Genomic DNA, 15,897 nt, shown 5'->3' with positions numbered 1-15,897 from the left:
TGCGGATAAGAAGGCTTTCATGCCGGGAAAGACGATTCTCTTCGTGGCCCAGGCCCACGCAGTCACCGCCTTGTCGGGCCACTTCAAGGAAGCCGGAATCGAGGCGGGCATCGCCGAGTCCCTGGCTGGAGCCTTGGCTTTTGTCAAAAAAACCCGGCCGAGTCTGATTTTTTCCCAGGCCAAGATCGGCGGAGTCTACCAAGCCTCGTCCCTGTTGGCCGCCGGCCGCGAAGAGACCGATTTCCCCCCGGTGGTCGTTTTCACCGCCAGGGGCAACGCCGAGGAAGCCCGCCAACTGCTCGAACAGGGGGCCAAGGACTACTGGCTCGAACCGCTGGACTGGGAAAAGATTCTGGCCGTGCTGCCCGACGACGAGCCCGAAGAAACCCCGCCGACTCCCGCCGTTTCGCCTCCCCCCAAGGGCGTGTCGCCCCCCGCTCCCGCCACGAACGGACGACCGACGCCGGCCGCGCCCGTCCAGGGACAGACCGGCGAGCGCTTCGCCATCATCGGCGCGCATCCGGCCATTTTGCGGGTGTTGGCCCTGGCCAAGCAAGTGGCCAGAAGCCGGGCCACGGTGCTCATTTCCGGCGAGTCCGGCACCGGAAAGGAAATGTTCGCCCGCTACCTGCACGCCCATTCCGACCGGGCGGGCAAGCCGTTCGTGGCGCTCAACTGCGCGGCCCTGCCCGAACACCTGCTCGAAAGCGAGTTGTTCGGGCACGAAAAAGGCGCCTTCACCGGAGCCATTGCCCGCAAGCTGGGCAAGTTCGAGCTGGCCGCCGGGGGCACCATTCTGCTCGACGAAATTTCCGAGATGGACCTGGGGCTCCAGGCCAAGCTTTTGCGCGTGCTGCAAGAGGGCGAGTTCGACCGGGTGGGCGGGGTCGAGACCGTGAAGGTGGACGTGCGCGTTCTGGCCACCACCAACCGTCGCCTCGAACAGTACGTCGAAGAGGGCAAGTTCCGCCAGGACCTGTACTACCGTCTGAACGTCATTCCGCTCAAACTGCCGGCGCTGAGCGAACGCGGACAGGACGTCCTGCGTCTGGCCGGCTACTTTGTGGACAAATACCGCAAGGCCTACGGCCTGCCCAAGCTGGCCTTTTCCGACGAGGCCATCGCGTGGCTCACCTCCTACGACTGGCCGGGCAATGTGCGCGAGCTGCAGAACCTCATGGAACGCGCCGTGCTTCTGGCCGGAGCCGGACCCATCACCAAGGCGCACTTTCTTCTCGAAGGCGAGGAGGCCCCGCTCTACGAGGACATTCCCGAAGAGCCGGCCGTCCTTATGGAGCGCGTCAGTTCGGTCAACGCGGAAGGCCAGGAAGAACAGCCGGGCGACGCCGGTCAGGCCGGACAGGGCCAAGCCGCCTTTCTCGAAGGCGTGGTGCCGCTCGACGTGCTGGAACGCCAGATGATCCTCAAAAGCCTGGACCAAACGTCCGGCAACCGCACGCAGGCCGCCCAACTGCTGGGCATCTCCGTGCGCACCCTTCGCAACAAGCTCAACGAATACCGCCAGTTGGGATTGAACATCCCCTGACGGCCGCAGGGCTCCCGAACGATAAGCAAGGACGACGGGGCCTGACTGACGGATCGTCGGCCAGGGGGCTTTCGCATGCGGAGTCGTTAGCAGCCCGCCCAAAAAGTCTATTCTTGCAGCCTGTTCAAAAAACGTGCTGGCAAGAATTTTTCAATGGGCTGTGTAAGACGCCTTCGGCGGCCAACGGGGCGCGCCCCCTTTGGGATCCCTTTCACCTTCGCGACGTGAGCGGCTGTTTTTTCTTTTTTGCGGCACCCTCGAATCGCTTTGTTTTTCAAAGGGAAAAGCAATCTAGGGCAGGATCGCGAATACCCGGGCGGGAAATCCTGAGCCGTCCTTGGGCTTGGGGAAGGTGACCACGATCAGGGCGCCGGCCTCCGGCGTCTGGTCGAGGTTGGCCAGAAGTTCGATCTGGTAGTGGTTGTTCTTCAGAATGTAGGTTTCCAGCGCGTAATCGTCTTTGGAAGTGGCCAGTCCGGGGTCGGTGTCGGTCGTCTCGTGGCCCGAAGCCGTGATCTTGCGCTCCTCGTAGAGGTAGCGCAGCACCTCCATGCTCCAGCCCGGATAGTGGGCCACGCCCCGGGCGTCCCGGTTCTGCATGGCGTCCCCGTCCGGCCAGCGCTTGGACCAATCGGTTCGCATGGCCACGAACGCGCCTTCGGGAATCGGGCCGTGACGCTTCTCCCAGTCCCTGACGTCGGCCATGGTGACGACGTAGTCCGGGTTCTTGGCCGCGGCTTCGTGCGCGTCGATCACCACAAGGGGCAGGATCATTTCCTTCAGGTCGATCCGGTCCACGGTGCGCAATCCCTGGGCGAAGTGGGCCGGCGGGTCGACATGGGTGCCCCACTGGCCGACATGGGTGTAGGACTGGGCGTAGAAGCCGGCTCCCAGCTTGCCCTTTCCGGGATCGTACCAGTAGAGCGTCTCCCGTTTTTCGTCGGGGAAGCCCTTCCAGTGCGGAATTCCCGGTGAAAAGGCGTGGGTCAGGTCGACGAAACGCTTTTCTTTCAGGACGTTCCAGGCGTCTTCGAGCGTGAGCTTTTCCCCCGCCATGGCGCAAGGGACGAAGGCCATAGCCATCCCTATCGCCAGGACAAGCGGGCCGGCGTGACGCATCGCGCTGTTCATGATCGCCCCCTCCTTCCTGTGCGGCTCGTTTCCGTCGTCTTCGTCCAACAACAGAGCCGGATAAAGTTTTTTTGGGGAAGGAGGGGGGCTCGGGGGGAGGAAACCCCTTGTGTTCACACAAGGGGTTTCCTCCCCCCGTCTTCTTCTTCCCTACAACAACCCCACTTCCCAGTTGAACAGGCCGCCGCGATCCTTTTGCAGGATGCTCTTGGGCAGGGGTTCGCGCATGTGGATGAGGTGCAGGTAGCCGGCCTTGGTCAGCTCGGCCTCTTTGTCGTGCAGGTCGATTTCCCAGTTCGGGTAGATCCAGAAGTTCTGTCCGTAGCGGGTGACCCAGCAGATTTCGCCTTTGGGGCTGGCGATGGGCTCGCAACTCTTGACCTCCTGGGTCATGGTGCGGCTCACGCCCAGGGGCCAGTAGCCGTGGGTGACCACGCCCAGGGGCAGGGGGCTCTTCTTGGGCAGGCCGAGAATCTCCTCGCCTGAAAGCTCGGGGCTCACCACCGCGCCGTCGAAGCCCAGGCTCTTGAGGGCGTCCAGGGCCAGGATGTTGGCGGTGTTGCAGAACGGTCCGGCCCACAATTCCATTTCGCGGCGCTTGCGGCCGAGCAAGGCGGTCTGCCACGGAGCGTTGAGCACGAATTTTTTGCCCCCGCGCTTGAGGATGATTTCCAGGATGTCCTGGAAGTCCTTTTCCTCGTTGGGCCAGACCACCGGGGGCATCCACCACCAGACCATGCCGGCCTTGCCCAGGGGCAGGTGCTGGGTCTTGGTGGCCGAAACCCACACCCCGGCCGCTCCCCGGCTGGGGCCCGAGGGCAACTGCCGCCAGACGTGAATGCTCTCGGTCCTGGCTCCCCGGGGCAGCTTGGCCGGGGCGGGCGCCTTGGGCTCGAAGGACGACTCAATGGAGCCGGGATCGGGCAGCTTGTCCAACTCCTGTTCGAGCGCGCGAACGCGGGTCACCAGCTCGGGCTCGCGCCGGTCGATCAAAAAGGCCAGCATGCCGGCCTTGGGTCGGGTCTTGGCCGCCGGGTTGGGTGGCAGGTCGAAGCGTCCGCCCTTGGGGATGCTCTTGGTCACCCGCACCACCTGGTGTCCGGGTTCGTCCTCGTACCCCACCCGTATCAGGTCCCCGGGGATGAGGATCTCCCGGGGATTGATGAAGTATTTGCGTCCTTCGCGCAGGCTCAGGCGTCCCACCAGGCGTCCCGATCCGGTCTGGGCCGAGGAATCCACCGGGGCCTTGGGTTTCTGGGGCAGAAACCCGTAGTGCGTGGCCGGCCGGCCCAGGGACTGGTCCAGAAAATCCAGCGCGGCCTTCTTGGCGTGGGGATCGTCCGGGGCGTCGCGCAGCACGCGGTAGGCGCTGGTGGTGTAAAAGACGTAGTGGGGGCCTTTCTTGCGGCCTTCGATTTTCCAGGCGGCGATCTGAGGGATGGTGAGAAGCGTCTTGGCCAGAATGTCCAGGGAGAGGTCCTGGCAGGAAAAGTACCGGCTGGACTGCCCCTTGCGGGTGAAAACCCGGCGACACGGCTGCACGCAGCGTCCGCGCAGCCCGCTTTTGCCGCCCAGAAAGCTCGACCAGTAGCAGCGTCCCGACACGTTGTGGCACAGCGCGCCATGCACGAACACTTCCAGGGTCACCCCCTCGGGGCAGGCGGCGGCCATCTGGCGGATTTCGTCCAGGTTGAGCTCGCGCGGCAGCACCACGCGGCTTATGCCCAGCCCGGGCATGAGGGCCAGGGCCGAGGGACTGGAGACGTTGGCCAGGGTGGAAAGATGCAATTCGCCCGCGAACCCGGCCTGCCGGGCCAGGGAAGCCACGGCCATGTCCTGCAGGATGAGGCCGTCGGGGCGCACGTGGCGGGCCAGGCGGTCGATGAGGCGTCCGGCCTTGGGTTCCTCCCCGGGTTTGACCAGGGTGTTCAGGGCCACGTAGACGCGCCGGTCCTTGGCGTGGCCCAGGGCGGTCAGGCGGGAAAGCTCCTGGATGGAGAAGTTGTCGGCCTGCATGCGGGCAGAGAAGTGCTTGAGGCCGCAGTATATGGCGTCGGCTCCGGCGGAAAGCGCGGCCAGAAAGGCGGCTTGGCCTCCGGCCGGCGCGAGGATTTCGGGGGTGTGGGTCATGGAAGAATTGGTAATCTCTCGAACGGGGTTTGAAAAGAGCCGCCCGCAAGGGGCGGCGGCCGGAGCGCGTCATGAAAGCCCGGACGCCCGACATGGGGCGGCGCGGGGGCTGTTTTCAAGTGAGGCCGTCGCGCTCGGGCTTGCCGGTTGGGCGTCCGTGTCCGGAACTTCGAACGGCCGGCCGCGAGCAGCGGGGGGATGTACGCGCAAACGCCCTGTCTGGCAAGCCCCGGCGGCTTGCGCTGGGACGGTTTGCAGGATAGGGGTTTCCTTCAACATTTTGGAGGTGGCCGATGAGCATGCTCAGTGAGAAGATTGCCGATTCCCTGGCCAGAGGTTCCGCGATCCGTAAGATGTTCGAGCTTGGAGCCGAACTCAAGAAAATTCACGGTGCGGACAAGGTGTATGACTTCAGCCTGGGCAATCCCGACCTGCCCCCGCCCCCCGCGGTAGGACAGGCCCTGGCCGAAATCGCCAAGGAAGCCGACAAGCCCTTCAGCGTAGGCTACATGCCCAACGCCGGCTACCCCGACGTGCGCGAAGCCCTCGCCGTCCACGCCGGCAAGGAACAGAGCGTTCCCTACTCCGGACAAGACATCGTGATGACCTGCGGCGCGGCCGGCGGGCTCAACTGCTTCTTTCGCGCCGTGCTCGATCCGGGCGAAGAGGTCATCTGTCCCAGCCCCTATTTCGTCGAATACGGGTTCTACGTGGGCAACCATGGCGGCAAGCTGGTCACCGTGCCTTCCAAGCTGCCCAGCTTCGACCTGGATGTCGACGCCCTCCTGGGAGCGATCAACGAAAAGACCCGGGTGGTGATGATCAACTCGCCCAACAACCCCACGGGTGTGATCTATCCCGAAGCGACCCTGAAAGCCCTGGCCGACGGCCTGATGGCCGAAAACGCCAAGCGCAAACGTCCCATCTATCTGCTCTCCGACGAGCCGTACCGCTTTCTGGCTTACGACGGCGCGGTGGTTCCCTCGCTGCCCAAGCTCTATCCCTTCACGGTTGTGGGCACGTCGTTTTCCAAGAATCTGTCCCTGCCCGGCGAGCGGGTGGGCTACCTGGCCGTGGCTCCGAACATGCCGGACAAGGGCGAACTGGTGGACGGACTGGTGTTCGCCAACCGCACCCTGGGCTTCGTCAACGCCCCGTGCATCGGCCAGCGTCTGATCCAGCGCGTGCTGGGCAGCCAGGTGGACGCCGCGGTCTACGCCGAGCGCCGCGCGGCCATGGCCAAGGTGCTCACCGACGCGGGGTACGAGTTCACCATGCCCCAGGGCGCGTTCTACTTTTTTCCCAAGGCTCCGGGCGGAAACGACGCGGCCTTCGTGGACAAGCTCACGGCCCAGCGCGTGCTGGCCGCTCCCGGCGCGGGCTTCGGCCTGCCGGGCTACTTCCGCCTGGCCTTCTGCGTGGACCGCAAGGTCATCGAAAATTCGGCCGAAGGCTTCAAGAAGGCCAAAGAGGGCTGCTAGAGAGCACGCGAAACAATCAGTGCGCGGCCTTGGCATTGGCCCGGCCCCGCCCCGCCTCGTCCAGTCGGGACTTGACTTGCCCTCCTCCTGTCGATAAGGAGGAGGGCTTTATTTTCAGGGAAGGGTGCCCATGTTCGAAAGCCTGACAGACCGCCTCGACTCGGTATTTAAGAAAATACGCGGCCACGCGCGCCTCGACGAAACCAACGTGCAGGAAGCCCTGCGCGAGGTGCGGTTGGCGCTTTTGGAGGCCGATGTCAACTTCAAGGTGGTCAAGGGCTTCACCGAGCGGGTACGCGAGCGCGCCCTGGGCCAGGACGTGATGAAGTCCCTCACGCCCGGTCAGATGGTGGTCAAGATCGTCCACGAGGAGATCATCAATCTGCTGGGCGGCGAGGCCAAGCCGCTGGACCTGACTTCCAGGCCCCTGGTGGTCATGATGGTGGGCCTGCAAGGTTCGGGCAAGACCACCAGCACCGCCAAGCTGGCCCTGTGGCTGCGGCGCGAACACAAGCGCAAACCCTATCTGGTGCCCGCCGACGTCTACCGCCCGGCGGCCATCGAGCAGTTGCACAAGCTGGCCTCCCAGCTGGATTTTCCGGCCTATCCCTCCACCACGGATATGAAGCCGGAAGACATCTGCAAGGACGCCCTGAACAAGGCCGCCGAAGCCGGCTGCGACGTGGTGATCTTGGACACCGCCGGCCGTCTGCACATCGACGAGCCCCTCATGGATGAACTGGCCGCCATCAAGGCCGGCGTGCATCCGCAAGAGATTCTCTTCGTGGCCGATGCCATGACCGGTCAGGACGCCGTGAACGTGGCCGACAGCTTCAACCAGCGCCTGGACATCTCGGGCGTGGTGCTCACCAAGATGGACGGCGACGCCAGGGGCGGCGCGGCCCTTTCCATCAAGGAAGTCACGGGCAAGCCCGTGAAATTTGTGGGCGTGGGCGAAAAGGCCTCGGAATTCGAGATTTTCCACCCCGACCGGGCGGCTTCCCGCATCCTGGGCATGGGCGACATCCTCTCGCTCATCGAAAAGGCCCAGACCGAATTCGACGCGAGCGAAGCCGAGGAAATGCAGCGCAAGCTGCGCCAGGCCCAGTTCACCCTGGACGATTTTCGCACCCAGATGAAACGGGTGAAGAAACTCGGCTCGTTGGAGTCCATTCTCAAGCTCATTCCGGGTATGGGCAAGCTCACCAAGCAACTGGGCGAAATCCAGATGCCCGACAAGGAGATGGCGCGGCTTGAAGCCATCATCGGCTCCATGACCGTCAAGGAGCGCAAGGACCCCAAGATCATAAACCCCAGCCGCAAGGAGCGCATCGCCAAGGGCTCGGGGACCTCGGTCGGGGACGTCACTTCGCTTTTGAAGAATTTCGAGCAGATGCGTCTCATGATGCAGCGCATGATGGGAGGCGGCAAGATGCCCGCCATGCCGGGTGGGCGCATGCCCATGGGCCTGGGCGGACCGAACATGGCCGGTATGGCCGGCGCCCTGGCCGGAGCCGGCAGGCCAAGCCCCACCAAAAAGAAAAAAGACAAGCGCGAAAAGCGCAAGAAGAAGCGGCGCTAGCGACCGCCACGTCAGGAACACCCGGGCGTCGGGACAGGAAGCGACTTTCCTGCCGCAGCCCAGGCGAACCCTGTTCGCCACAACCAAACGTCATCACCTTCCCCAAGGGAGAACACAACATGGCCATGAAGATCCGTTTGACCCGCATGGGTTCCAAGAAGCGTCCTTTCTATCGCATCGTCGCCGTGGACAGCGCCACCCGTCGCGACGGCCGCGCGCTCGACTACGTGGGCTACTACAACCCCATGGTTCAGCCCGCCGAGGTGAAAGTGGACGCCGAAAAGATCAAGCTCTGGATGGAGCGTGGCGCCAAACCCTCCGACACGGTTCGGGCCCTGCTGAGCAAGATCGGCACGCAGGAGTAGGGACGGGCGGTCCCCGTCGGCCGGTTGGAACACTGCGCCGGCCGCGTTGTTTCGTGAGAGTCGAACCCCGCGTGCGCGAACCGCGCGGCGGGGAGTTGGCTTTCACGTCTTGCGCGTTCGGCGAAAAGTGTCGCCGCCTTGCCGCACGCGGCCCTGGCGCGGAAAACGTGCGGAGTCGGTGAACGATAGCTCGGTGAACGATACCGATGGGCGCGCGGGAAAGGCCGTCAGACCTGGCGGGCGACGTGCGTCCGGTTCAACCCCGAGGGCGCTCCGCCGGGAGGGCCGAACCGAACGTGCGGCGGACGGCGTCTCGCAAGCTCGGCCCCGCAAGCTCGGCCCAGGACGGTTAGCCTCGGGCGGTCCGTCCCGAAAAGTCCGTCCCGAAAGGTCCGCCGCATGCGGCCAGGCCGGGACGGGTGTCGGATCGGCCGGGCGCGGCGTTTCGGCCGGGCGTGACTCGCCGGGCAAGGCCGCGGGAGCGCGTTCGAAGCCCAACCCCTGGCGGACGTTCGCTCGCGCCAAGGAGAAGCGGTGCAGAAGGAACTCATAGAATACGTGGTCAAGGCGTTGGTGGACAGCCCGGACGCCGTGGAAGTCAAGGAAGTCGAAGGCGAGCAGACCTCGGTCATCGAATTGCGCGTGGCCAAGGAGGACCTGGGCAAGGTCATCGGCAAGCAGGGCCGCACGGCTCGGGCCATGCGCACGTTGCTCGGCGCGGCTTCGACCAAGTCGGGCAAGCGCTCGGTTCTGGAAATCCTCGAATAGTCCGGCCGGGGCCCGCGTCATCGGTCGGCGGGCTCGCCGTCGTCGGACGATCCGTTTCGCCACGGCAGGGAAGGAGGGCGCCGAGGTGTCGCCTCATGACAAGTTCGTGGCCATCGGACGGGTGGTCAAGCCGCACGGCGTCAGGGGGGAGCTCTGCGTGGAAAACCACGCCAGCTCCGCGGATCTGTACGCCGTGGGCCGGGTCCTGTGGCTGCGCTTGCCCCAAAAGTCGGGCCAGGGCCTGACCGTGGTCGGTGTGCGCCCCCATCAGGGCAGGCTGCTGGTGACCTTGGAGGGCGTGGCCGATCGCGACCGGGCCGAGTCCCTGCGCGGCGCCGAAGTGCTGGCGGAGGCGGGCGATCTGCCCCCCCCGGGTGAGGACGAAATCTATCTGCACGAGATCGAAGGGTTCGCCGTGGTGCTGGAAAACGGTGACCCCGTGGGCGTGCTGGAGGGCTTTCTGGATCTGCCCGGCCAGGACGTGTGGAGCATCCGCTCCCCTCAGGGCAAGGAGGTCCTGCTTCCGGCCAACGACGAGACCGTGGCCGGCATCGACGTCGAAGCCCGCACCGTGACCGTGACTCCCCCGCCGGGTCTTCTCGACCTGTACCGCTGAACCATCGTGCGTTTTTCCATCGTCACGCTTTTTCCCGAATTTTTCGACTCGCCCCTGTCCTGTGGTCTCATGGGCAAGGCCCGTCAACAGGGTCTGGTGGAGGTCGGGCTGGTCAATCCGCGCGACTTTTCCCTGGACAAGCACCGTTCCGTGGACGACAGACCCTATGGAGGCGGTCCCGGCATGGTCATGAGCCCGGTCCCGCTGGCGGCGGCCCTGCGCTCCATAGAACGGCCCGGACGCATGATGCTTTTGTCGCCGCGCGGGCGTCCCCTGGACCAGCGTCTGGCCCGCGAACTGTGCTCCGCGCGCGAGCTGACCGTGATCTGCGGCCGCTACGAGGGCGTCGACGAACGGCTGCTCGAACTCTTCCCCATCGAGCTGGTGAGCGTGGGCGACTTCGTGCTCTCGGGCGGGGAGGCGGCCTGCCTGTGCCTCATGGAATCCGTGGCCCGGTTGGCCCCCGGGTTCATGGGCAAGGAGGAGTCCGGTGAGGAGGAGAGCTTCAGTCAGGGCCTGCTCGAATACCCGCACTTCACCCGGCCCGAAGTGTTCGAGGGGCTTGCCGTCCCGCCGGTGCTGCTGGGCGGGGATCACGCCAAGGTGGCCTGTTGGCGACGTGAAATGGCCCTGACCCAAACCATGAACCGTCGCCCGGACATCCTGGCCGACGCGTTTCTCACCGGCGCGGATCGGCGTTTTCTGGCCGGGCTGCGTCGCACCAGCCTGGGGCGAAACCTGCATCTGGCCTTGGTTCATGGGCCTGTGCTCAATAAATTCGGTCACAGGGTCACTGTGTCCTTGACCAATTTGGACCTGCACGATATAGCCCGCATTTCCCGGACGTATGGCCTGAGCGGGTATCATGTGGTGACGCCGCTCGCGGACCAGCGTGACCTGGCCGCCACCCTGGTGTCCCACTGGACGCAAGGACCCGGCGGACAGGCCAACCCCGATCGGGCCGAGGCCCTGGGTGTTGTGCGGGTGTGCGCCAGCCTGCAAGAGGCCATCACGACGGTGGCCGAAAGCGCTGGACAAGCCCCGCTGGTGCTGGCCACCAGCGCCAGGCCGGACGGGGGAGTGACCCCCGCCGAGGTACGCCGGACGCTTGAGGAAAAGCCGGTACTGCTGGTTTTCGGCACGGGATCGGGGTTGGCCCCCGAAGCCCTGGCCTTGACCGACGGGCTGGTCGCTCCGGTCAGGCCCTACGGGGCCTACAACCACCTGTCGGTGCGTTCGGCGGCGGCCATACTGGTCGACCGCGTGTTGTCGGATATTTTTTAGCCCCTCCAAGGCGGCTTGAGACAAGGAGATACGGCCATGGACATCATTCGTCAGCTCGAAACCGAACATCTTCGCTTGGATATGCCCAAGTTCAAGGCCGGCGACACGGTGAAGGTGCACTTCCGCATTCTGGAGGGCGAGAAAGAACGCATCCAGGTTTTTCAGGGCGCGGTGCTGCGTTTTCGTCGGGGCACCACCGGCTGCACCTTCACGGTGCGCAAGGTGTCCGACGGCGTGGGCGTGGAGCGCATTTTCCCCATGCACTCGCCGTTTATCGAGCGCGTGGAGGTCATGAGCGAAGGCAAGGTGCGTCGTTCGCGCCTGTACTACCTGCGCAAACTCAAGGGCAAGGCTTCGCGCATCAAGACCAAGAACGCCTGGGGCAACTAGTCCCGCAACGTATTTCGCGCCGTGTCCCCGGCGCGCAAGCCGCTTCGGCGGCGGGGAATTCGTGGGGGAAGGCCTTTGGCGACAGAGGTCTCTCCCCTTTTTTCGTTTGCGCCGGCCGATCTTCGGCGCGGACACGGCGAACAGCCACGCTCGGACCTGGAAGAGGGCCGAAGCGGGTCCTCTTTTCCCTCAGGTGGAATCAAATTGGGCAGAGGAACGTGAGCACGTATCTTTTTCACGGTTTCCCCGCGGCGTTGTCGATCGCCGTCAGGGGCGGTCCGACGTTCGGACGCGCCCCGTTGGGGGCTGCGACGGACGCTGGCCCCTTGGCCTTGCGGGGCGTTTCCCGACTGTTTTCGCGTGCGCCCCGGAGCCGGGGCGTGCCGTGCTTGCGGGAGGGCTCGTGAGCCCCTGCCGGGCGCTCGATCCGGGAACCGCTTCGCTCGCGGACCGGAGGTTCACCGCCGGAGTGGACGAGGCCGGTCGGGGATGCCTGGCCGGGCCGGTGGTGGCCGGGGCGGTGGTCCTGCCCGCGCGTTTCGACCTGCCCGGCCTGGACGACTCGAAAAAGCTCAGCCAGACCAAACGGGAAGTTTTGGAGCCGGCCATCAAGGTCCAGGCCCTGGCCTGGGGCCTGGGTGTGGTTTGGCCGTGGGACATCGACCGCATCAACATCCTTCAGGCCACGTTTCTCGCCATGGCCCGGGCGGTGCGGGCCCTGGGCGCGGTCCCGGCCAAGCTGGTGATCGACGGGAACAAGATCATCCCTTCCCACGTGCTGTCCCTGGAGGGCGTGGCGCAACGCGCCGTGGTGGGGGGGGACGGACTGGTGCCCGCCGTGTCCGCCGCTTCGGTGCTGGCCAAGGTCTTTCGCGACCGACTCATGCGCTCTCTGGATCGCCGCTATCCAGGCTACGGCCTGGCCGGTCACAAGGGCTACGGGGCCAAGGCCCATCTGGCCGCCTTGGCGGCCAAGGGACCGTGCCGGCAGCACCGCCTGACCTTTCGGGGCGTGACGCCCCGGGCCGAGGCCATTCGTCAGGAACGGGCGTGTCTGCCGGGCATCTGACCTTCGGCCGCCAGGGGGAAGACCTGGCCGTGGCCCTGCTGGAGCGTTCGGGGTATCGGGTCGTGGCCCGGAACTGGCGGTGTCCCAGGGGCGAGGTGGACATCATCGCCGCCCACGGCGCGACCTTGGTCTTTGTGGAAGTGAAAAGCCGCGACGGCCGAAGCCTGGGAACCGGGGCCGAAGCCGTGGGCCGGACCAAGCGGGCGCGCCTGGTGCGGGCGGCGGCGCACTACCTGAGCGAAACCGATCAGTGGAGCCGGCCCTGCCGGTTCGACGTGGTGAGCGTGGTGCGACGGGGCCGGGAGCTTTCGGCGCAAGTGCTGGAAAACGCGTTCGAGGCGGAAGAGATCACCCGGGCTTGGCAACCCTGGTGACGGCGCGGCTCAGGCCGTCAGGGGCCCCAGGATGCGCCCCTTGCCGTCGTTTTCGAACACCCCGGTCCAGCCATTGACCGACACCGGGGCGGACGGCGCGGGATTTTGTTCGAACGCAACCTGGGCGGCCTGGACCACGTTTTCGGTCATCAGGCTCTTGGCGGAGGGGGTCACGGAGATGGGCCCCATGGAGTGGGTTGCGTCGACCATAGGTCATGAATAGGCGCGAGATTCGTCCGGGTCAAGCGCGCGGCTTGAAATCCCGGCCTTTGCGTGAAATAGTTCCCAAGAGGACGCGACAGACATGGTTGACGAGACCACGACCCCGGCCACGCTCTGGGTGGTGGCCACGCCTTTGGGCAATGCGGCGGACATGTCCGAGCGGGCCCGGCGTATTCTGGGACGGGTCGCCGTGGTGTTCTGCGAGGACACCCGGCGCGCGGCTCGGCTTTTTGCGTCCCAGGGGTTGCCCCCCGGACGGTTCCTGTCGCTCTACGACCACAACGAGGCCGGACGCATTCCCCAGGCGCTCGACCTGCTTTCCGCAGGGAGCGAAGCCGCGCTCATTTCCGACGCGGGCACGCCGGTGCTCTCCGATCCGGGATATCTGCTGGTGCGGGCCTGCCGCGAGGCGGGGTTCCGGGTGCGCCCGGTTCCGGGGCCGTGCGCGGCGGCGGCCGCGCTCATGGCCAGCGGGCTGGCGGCCCAACCGTTCGCGTTTTTGGGGTTTTTGCCCCGCAAATCCGGCGACATCCGCAAGGCGTTCGAGCGGTTCGCCGGATGCGCGTGCACGCTGGTGTTTTTTGAACGCAAGGACCGTCTGGGCCAAAGCCTGGCCGTGGCGCTCGAAACCCTGGGACCGCGCGAATGCGCCATCGCCCGCGAGATCACCAAGATCCACGAGGAGTTTCGCGTGGGCCGTCTGGAGGATTTCGCCGGCAAGGAGCTCGACCTTCTGGGCGAGATCACCGTGGTGTTGGGGCCGCCCCTGGAAGAGGCCAGGGCCCGCGACGAGGATGTGGATCGGGTGCTGGCCGCGGAACTGGCCGCCGGAGGAAAACCGCGCGAAATGGCCAGGCGCGCGGCCGCTCGTTTGGCCGGACTCGGCGTCAAGGAGGCCTACGAACGCTTGATGGCCCTGCGCCAGGATCAAGACTTACCGGGAGGGCGATGATGAACGGCGAACGCCTGCCTTCGGACTACTGTCTTTGGGATTTGGACGACAACTCCTTCGAAGTGGGCATTCTCGGCACGGGGCCGGGGTTTCGGGCCATGCTCGACATTCTCTTCGACCCCGCCATCGGCGAGTTTTTGCCCCCCTTGCATCTGTGCGCCCTGTCCGAGCCCGGCGTGGAAAAGGAAAAGCTCAACGATCCGCGTATCGTCTCCGTGCCGATTTTCAACACCTACAAGGAAATGCTGGCCGCCCACCCCGAAATCAACCTGCTCATCGAGCTGGCCGGTCAGCGCTACAAGGCGCGCCAGATCGCGTCCTCCCTGCCCGAGTCGGTGGTGTTCATCGATCACACGTCTTCGTTTTTTCTTTGCGCGCTGAGCAAATTCGGCACCATGAGCGCCCGCTGCCGTACCCGTCTCGACAGCCAGCAGGCCCTCATACAGGCTATCGTGGACGAGGTGCCCGAAGACATTATTTTGCTCGACCACATGGGACTGGTGGTGGACTGCAACCGGAGCGTGATGCAGCGAAGCGGCGAGTCCAAACAGACCCTGCTGCGCAAGCCCTGTTGGGAGGTCATGGCCCTGGACGAAAACATGCCGTTTTGCCGTCCCGATTCCATGAGTTGTCCGTTTCACACGGCCTTGAAAACGGGCAAAAAGGCCGAGGCCCTGGAAACGCGGGTCGGCAAGGACGGCCGGCTGCGCTACTTTCGGGTCTACGCCTACCCCATTTACGAGGCCAGCGGATCGGTGGGGCATGTTCTGGTCATGCGTCGCGACATCACCAGCCGTACCGAAGAGGAAAAACGGGCCCAGCAGGACGAAAAAATGGGCGTCGTGGGCAAAATGGGCCAATATCTGGCCCATGAGATCCGAAATCCCCTGTTCGCCATCGGCGGATTCGCCAATTCGCTGCTCAAGTCCTCGCATCTCGACGAGCGTGAGCGGGAAAAGGTGCACATCATCCTGGAAGAGACGGCCAGGCTGGACAGAATCCTCAAGGAAATTCTCGGATTCACCAAACCGTCCGATATCGCTCCCGACCGGGTGAACCCGGCGGCCCTGGCCGCGGAGGCCGTGGAGGCCGTGCGTTCGAGCTTCACGGGAACGGACGTGAGCCTGGTGTTCATTCCCGGAAAGGACTTGCCCTTGTGCCAGGCCGATGCCGACACCCTGAAACGCTGCCTCATCCACCTGGTGCACAACGCCCTGGAGGCCATCGACGGGCCCGGCGAGGTGGAAGTGAGCGCCTTTATGCGGGACGGCTGGCCCATTCTCTGCGTGCGCGATACCGGACGCGGCATGAATTCGCAGGTGCTCGAAAAAATCTTCAGTCCGTTTTTTTCCACCAAAGGCCGGGGAGGGGGATTGGGGCTGGCCATGATCCGCAAGTCCCTGGAAGACTGGGGCGGCACGGTGGAGGTGACCAGTCTGGAAGGCCAGGGCACCACCGTGTGCCTGAAATTGGCCCCCGTTCTGGCAGTTGATGAAGCATCAGCTCAAAATAATTGAATAAAGTCAATACGGAAAAGCGTATCTCCGTGCCATTGACGCGGGCCGGCATTATGCTACCCTATCGATCAATCAAACCAGCCGAGGATATACTCGCCTATGAATGCCGATGGCTCCTCCCTGATCGACCCCCGAAAGCTCCTTGCTCATTTTGAAGGCGACAAAGACCTTTTCGCCGAGGTGGTCGAGGTTTTTACCGCCGAGACCCCCGAGCGATTGGAGAAGTTCCGTGCCGCCATGTCCGAGCGCGACCTTTCCCAGCTCGTGCGCTTGGCCCATTCGCTGAAAGGCGCCAGCGCCACCTTGCAGGCCGAACCGTTGCGCCAAGCCAGCTACCTTCTGGAAACCGCCGCGCGCTCCGGCGAACAGGACGGTTTGGAGGAATTGGTGGTCCGGGTGGCCGACTGCCTGGTGCGTACCTCCGAGGCCATGCGGACAGTGGATATCAACAGTCTGTAACTTTTGGTTTT

16 protein-coding genes are annotated in these 15,897 nt (G+C 64.8%); 13 read left to right on the top strand and 3 right to left on the bottom strand.

Features of this window, described 5'->3' with window-relative positions:
- Positions 1-19 precede the first annotated feature (19 nt).
- A complete protein-coding gene (locus ACYQ01_RS05015) occupies positions 20-1,546 on the top strand; it encodes a sigma 54-interacting transcriptional regulator (protein ID WP_459932732.1) in 1,527 nt (508 codons plus the stop codon).
- Positions 1,547-1,837: 291 nt separating this feature from the next.
- Here ACYQ01_RS05015 and ACYQ01_RS05010 read toward each other — a convergent pair whose 3' ends face one another.
- Positions 1,838-2,677 (bottom strand): cyclase family protein, encoded by an 840-nt coding sequence (locus tag ACYQ01_RS05010; protein WP_459932731.1) that lies wholly within the window; start codon positions 2,675-2,677, stop codon positions 1,838-1,840.
- Positions 2,678-2,827: 150 nt separating this feature from the next.
- Positions 2,828-4,807, bottom strand: coding sequence for a peptidase U32 family protein (locus ACYQ01_RS05005; protein WP_459932730.1), 1,980 nt, complete (start codon positions 4,805-4,807; stop codon positions 2,828-2,830).
- Between the two features lie 293 nt (positions 4,808-5,100).
- Here ACYQ01_RS05005 and ACYQ01_RS05000 point away from each other — a divergent pair, with 293 nt between their 5' ends.
- The 9 genes from ACYQ01_RS05000 (at position 5,101) to ACYQ01_RS04960 (ending at position 12,736) form a co-directional block, all read left to right on the top strand.
- Positions 5,101-6,288 (top strand): pyridoxal phosphate-dependent aminotransferase, encoded by a 1,188-nt coding sequence (locus ACYQ01_RS05000; RefSeq protein ID WP_459932729.1) that lies wholly within the window; start codon positions 5,101-5,103, stop codon positions 6,286-6,288.
- Between the two features lie 130 nt (positions 6,289-6,418).
- Complete coding sequence (gene ffh, locus ACYQ01_RS04995) at positions 6,419-7,870, top strand: signal recognition particle protein (protein ID WP_459932728.1); 1,452 nt, start codon at positions 6,419-6,421, stop codon at positions 7,868-7,870.
- Between the two features lie 119 nt (positions 7,871-7,989).
- Complete coding sequence (gene rpsP / locus ACYQ01_RS04990) at positions 7,990-8,235, top strand: 30S ribosomal protein S16 (protein WP_459932727.1); 246 nt, start codon at positions 7,990-7,992, stop codon at positions 8,233-8,235.
- A gap of 534 nt (positions 8,236-8,769) precedes the next feature.
- Positions 8,770-9,003: a KH domain-containing protein gene (locus tag ACYQ01_RS04985; RefSeq protein ID WP_459932726.1), complete on the top strand. Its 234-nt coding sequence runs from the start codon at positions 8,770-8,772 to the stop codon at positions 9,001-9,003.
- A gap of 85 nt (positions 9,004-9,088) precedes the next feature.
- Positions 9,089-9,619 (top strand): ribosome maturation factor RimM, encoded by a 531-nt coding sequence (gene rimM, locus ACYQ01_RS04980; RefSeq protein WP_459932725.1) that lies wholly within the window; start codon positions 9,089-9,091, stop codon positions 9,617-9,619.
- A gap of 6 nt (positions 9,620-9,625) precedes the next feature.
- On the top strand, positions 9,626-10,903 hold the full coding sequence (gene trmD / locus ACYQ01_RS04975; protein ID WP_459932724.1) for a tRNA (guanosine(37)-N1)-methyltransferase TrmD: 1,278 nt from the start codon (positions 9,626-9,628) through the stop codon (positions 10,901-10,903).
- A gap of 36 nt (positions 10,904-10,939) precedes the next feature.
- Positions 10,940-11,293, top strand: a complete 354-nt coding sequence (gene rplS, locus ACYQ01_RS04970; RefSeq protein ID WP_459932723.1) for a 50S ribosomal protein L19 — start codon at positions 10,940-10,942, stop codon at positions 11,291-11,293.
- Positions 11,294-11,696: 403 nt separating this feature from the next.
- On the top strand, positions 11,697-12,362 hold the full coding sequence (rnhB, locus tag ACYQ01_RS04965; protein WP_459932722.1) for a ribonuclease HII: 666 nt from the start codon (positions 11,697-11,699) through the stop codon (positions 12,360-12,362).
- The gene (locus tag ACYQ01_RS04960; protein ID WP_459932721.1) at positions 12,344-12,736 is read left to right on the top strand and encodes a YraN family protein; all 393 of its coding nucleotides are present in this window, start codon (positions 12,344-12,346) and stop codon (positions 12,734-12,736) included. Before rnhB ends, ACYQ01_RS04960 begins: the two co-directional genes overlap by 19 nt.
- Before the next feature lie 9 nt (positions 12,737-12,745).
- On the opposite strand, the gene ACYQ01_RS04955 is transcribed toward ACYQ01_RS04960, so the two are convergent.
- A complete protein-coding gene (locus tag ACYQ01_RS04955) occupies positions 12,746-12,946 on the bottom strand; it encodes a hypothetical protein (protein ID WP_459932720.1) in 201 nt (66 codons plus the stop codon).
- Between the two features lie 94 nt (positions 12,947-13,040).
- Here ACYQ01_RS04955 and rsmI point away from each other — a divergent pair, with 94 nt between their 5' ends.
- The 3 genes from rsmI (at position 13,041) to ACYQ01_RS04940 (ending at position 15,886) form a co-directional block, all read left to right on the top strand.
- A complete protein-coding gene (rsmI, locus tag ACYQ01_RS04950) occupies positions 13,041-13,910 on the top strand; it encodes a 16S rRNA (cytidine(1402)-2'-O)-methyltransferase (RefSeq protein ID WP_459932719.1) in 870 nt (289 codons plus the stop codon).
- Positions 13,910-15,427: a two-component system sensor histidine kinase NtrB gene (locus ACYQ01_RS04945; protein WP_459932718.1), complete on the top strand. Its 1,518-nt coding sequence runs from the start codon at positions 13,910-13,912 to the stop codon at positions 15,425-15,427. Before rsmI ends, ACYQ01_RS04945 begins: the two co-directional genes overlap by 1 nt.
- A gap of 99 nt (positions 15,428-15,526) precedes the next feature.
- Complete coding sequence (locus ACYQ01_RS04940) at positions 15,527-15,886, top strand: Hpt domain-containing protein (RefSeq protein WP_459932717.1); 360 nt, start codon at positions 15,527-15,529, stop codon at positions 15,884-15,886.
- Positions 15,887-15,897 lie beyond the last annotated feature (11 nt).

Source organism: Fundidesulfovibrio butyratiphilus (assembly GCF_054657235.1).
Note: the sequence above shows the minus strand (reverse complement) of the source record. Positions and strands in the feature narration are given on the sequence as shown.

What these genes read in the sequence shown, in the direction of transcription:
- rpsP (WP_459932727.1), top strand. Translation starts at nt 7,990, where the DNA reads ATGGCCATGAAGATCCGTTTGACCCGCATGGGTTCCAAGAAGCGTCCT.
- ACYQ01_RS04940 (WP_459932717.1), top strand. Translation starts at nt 15,527, where the DNA reads ATGAATGCCGATGGCTCCTCCCTGATCGACCCCCGAAAGCTCCTTGCT.
- ACYQ01_RS04955 (WP_459932720.1), bottom strand. Translation starts at nt 12,946, where the DNA reads ATGGTCGACGCAACCCACTCCATGGGGCCCATCTCCGTGACCCCCTCC.
- rplS (WP_459932723.1), top strand. Translation starts at nt 10,940, where the DNA reads ATGGACATCATTCGTCAGCTCGAAACCGAACATCTTCGCTTGGATATG.
- ACYQ01_RS05005 (WP_459932730.1), bottom strand. Translation starts at nt 4,807, where the DNA reads ATGACCCACACCCCCGAAATCCTCGCGCCGGCCGGAGGCCAAGCCGCC.
- ACYQ01_RS05000 (WP_459932729.1), top strand. Translation starts at nt 5,101, where the DNA reads ATGAGCATGCTCAGTGAGAAGATTGCCGATTCCCTGGCCAGAGGTTCC.
- rsmI (WP_459932719.1), top strand. Translation starts at nt 13,041, where the DNA reads ATGGTTGACGAGACCACGACCCCGGCCACGCTCTGGGTGGTGGCCACG.
- ACYQ01_RS04945 (WP_459932718.1), top strand. Translation starts at nt 13,910, where the DNA reads ATGAACGGCGAACGCCTGCCTTCGGACTACTGTCTTTGGGATTTGGAC.
- ffh (WP_459932728.1), top strand. Translation starts at nt 6,419, where the DNA reads ATGTTCGAAAGCCTGACAGACCGCCTCGACTCGGTATTTAAGAAAATA.
- ACYQ01_RS05015 (WP_459932732.1), top strand. Translation starts at nt 20, where the DNA reads ATGCCGGGAAAGACGATTCTCTTCGTGGCCCAGGCCCACGCAGTCACC.
- ACYQ01_RS05010 (WP_459932731.1), bottom strand. Translation starts at nt 2,677, where the DNA reads ATGAACAGCGCGATGCGTCACGCCGGCCCGCTTGTCCTGGCGATAGGG.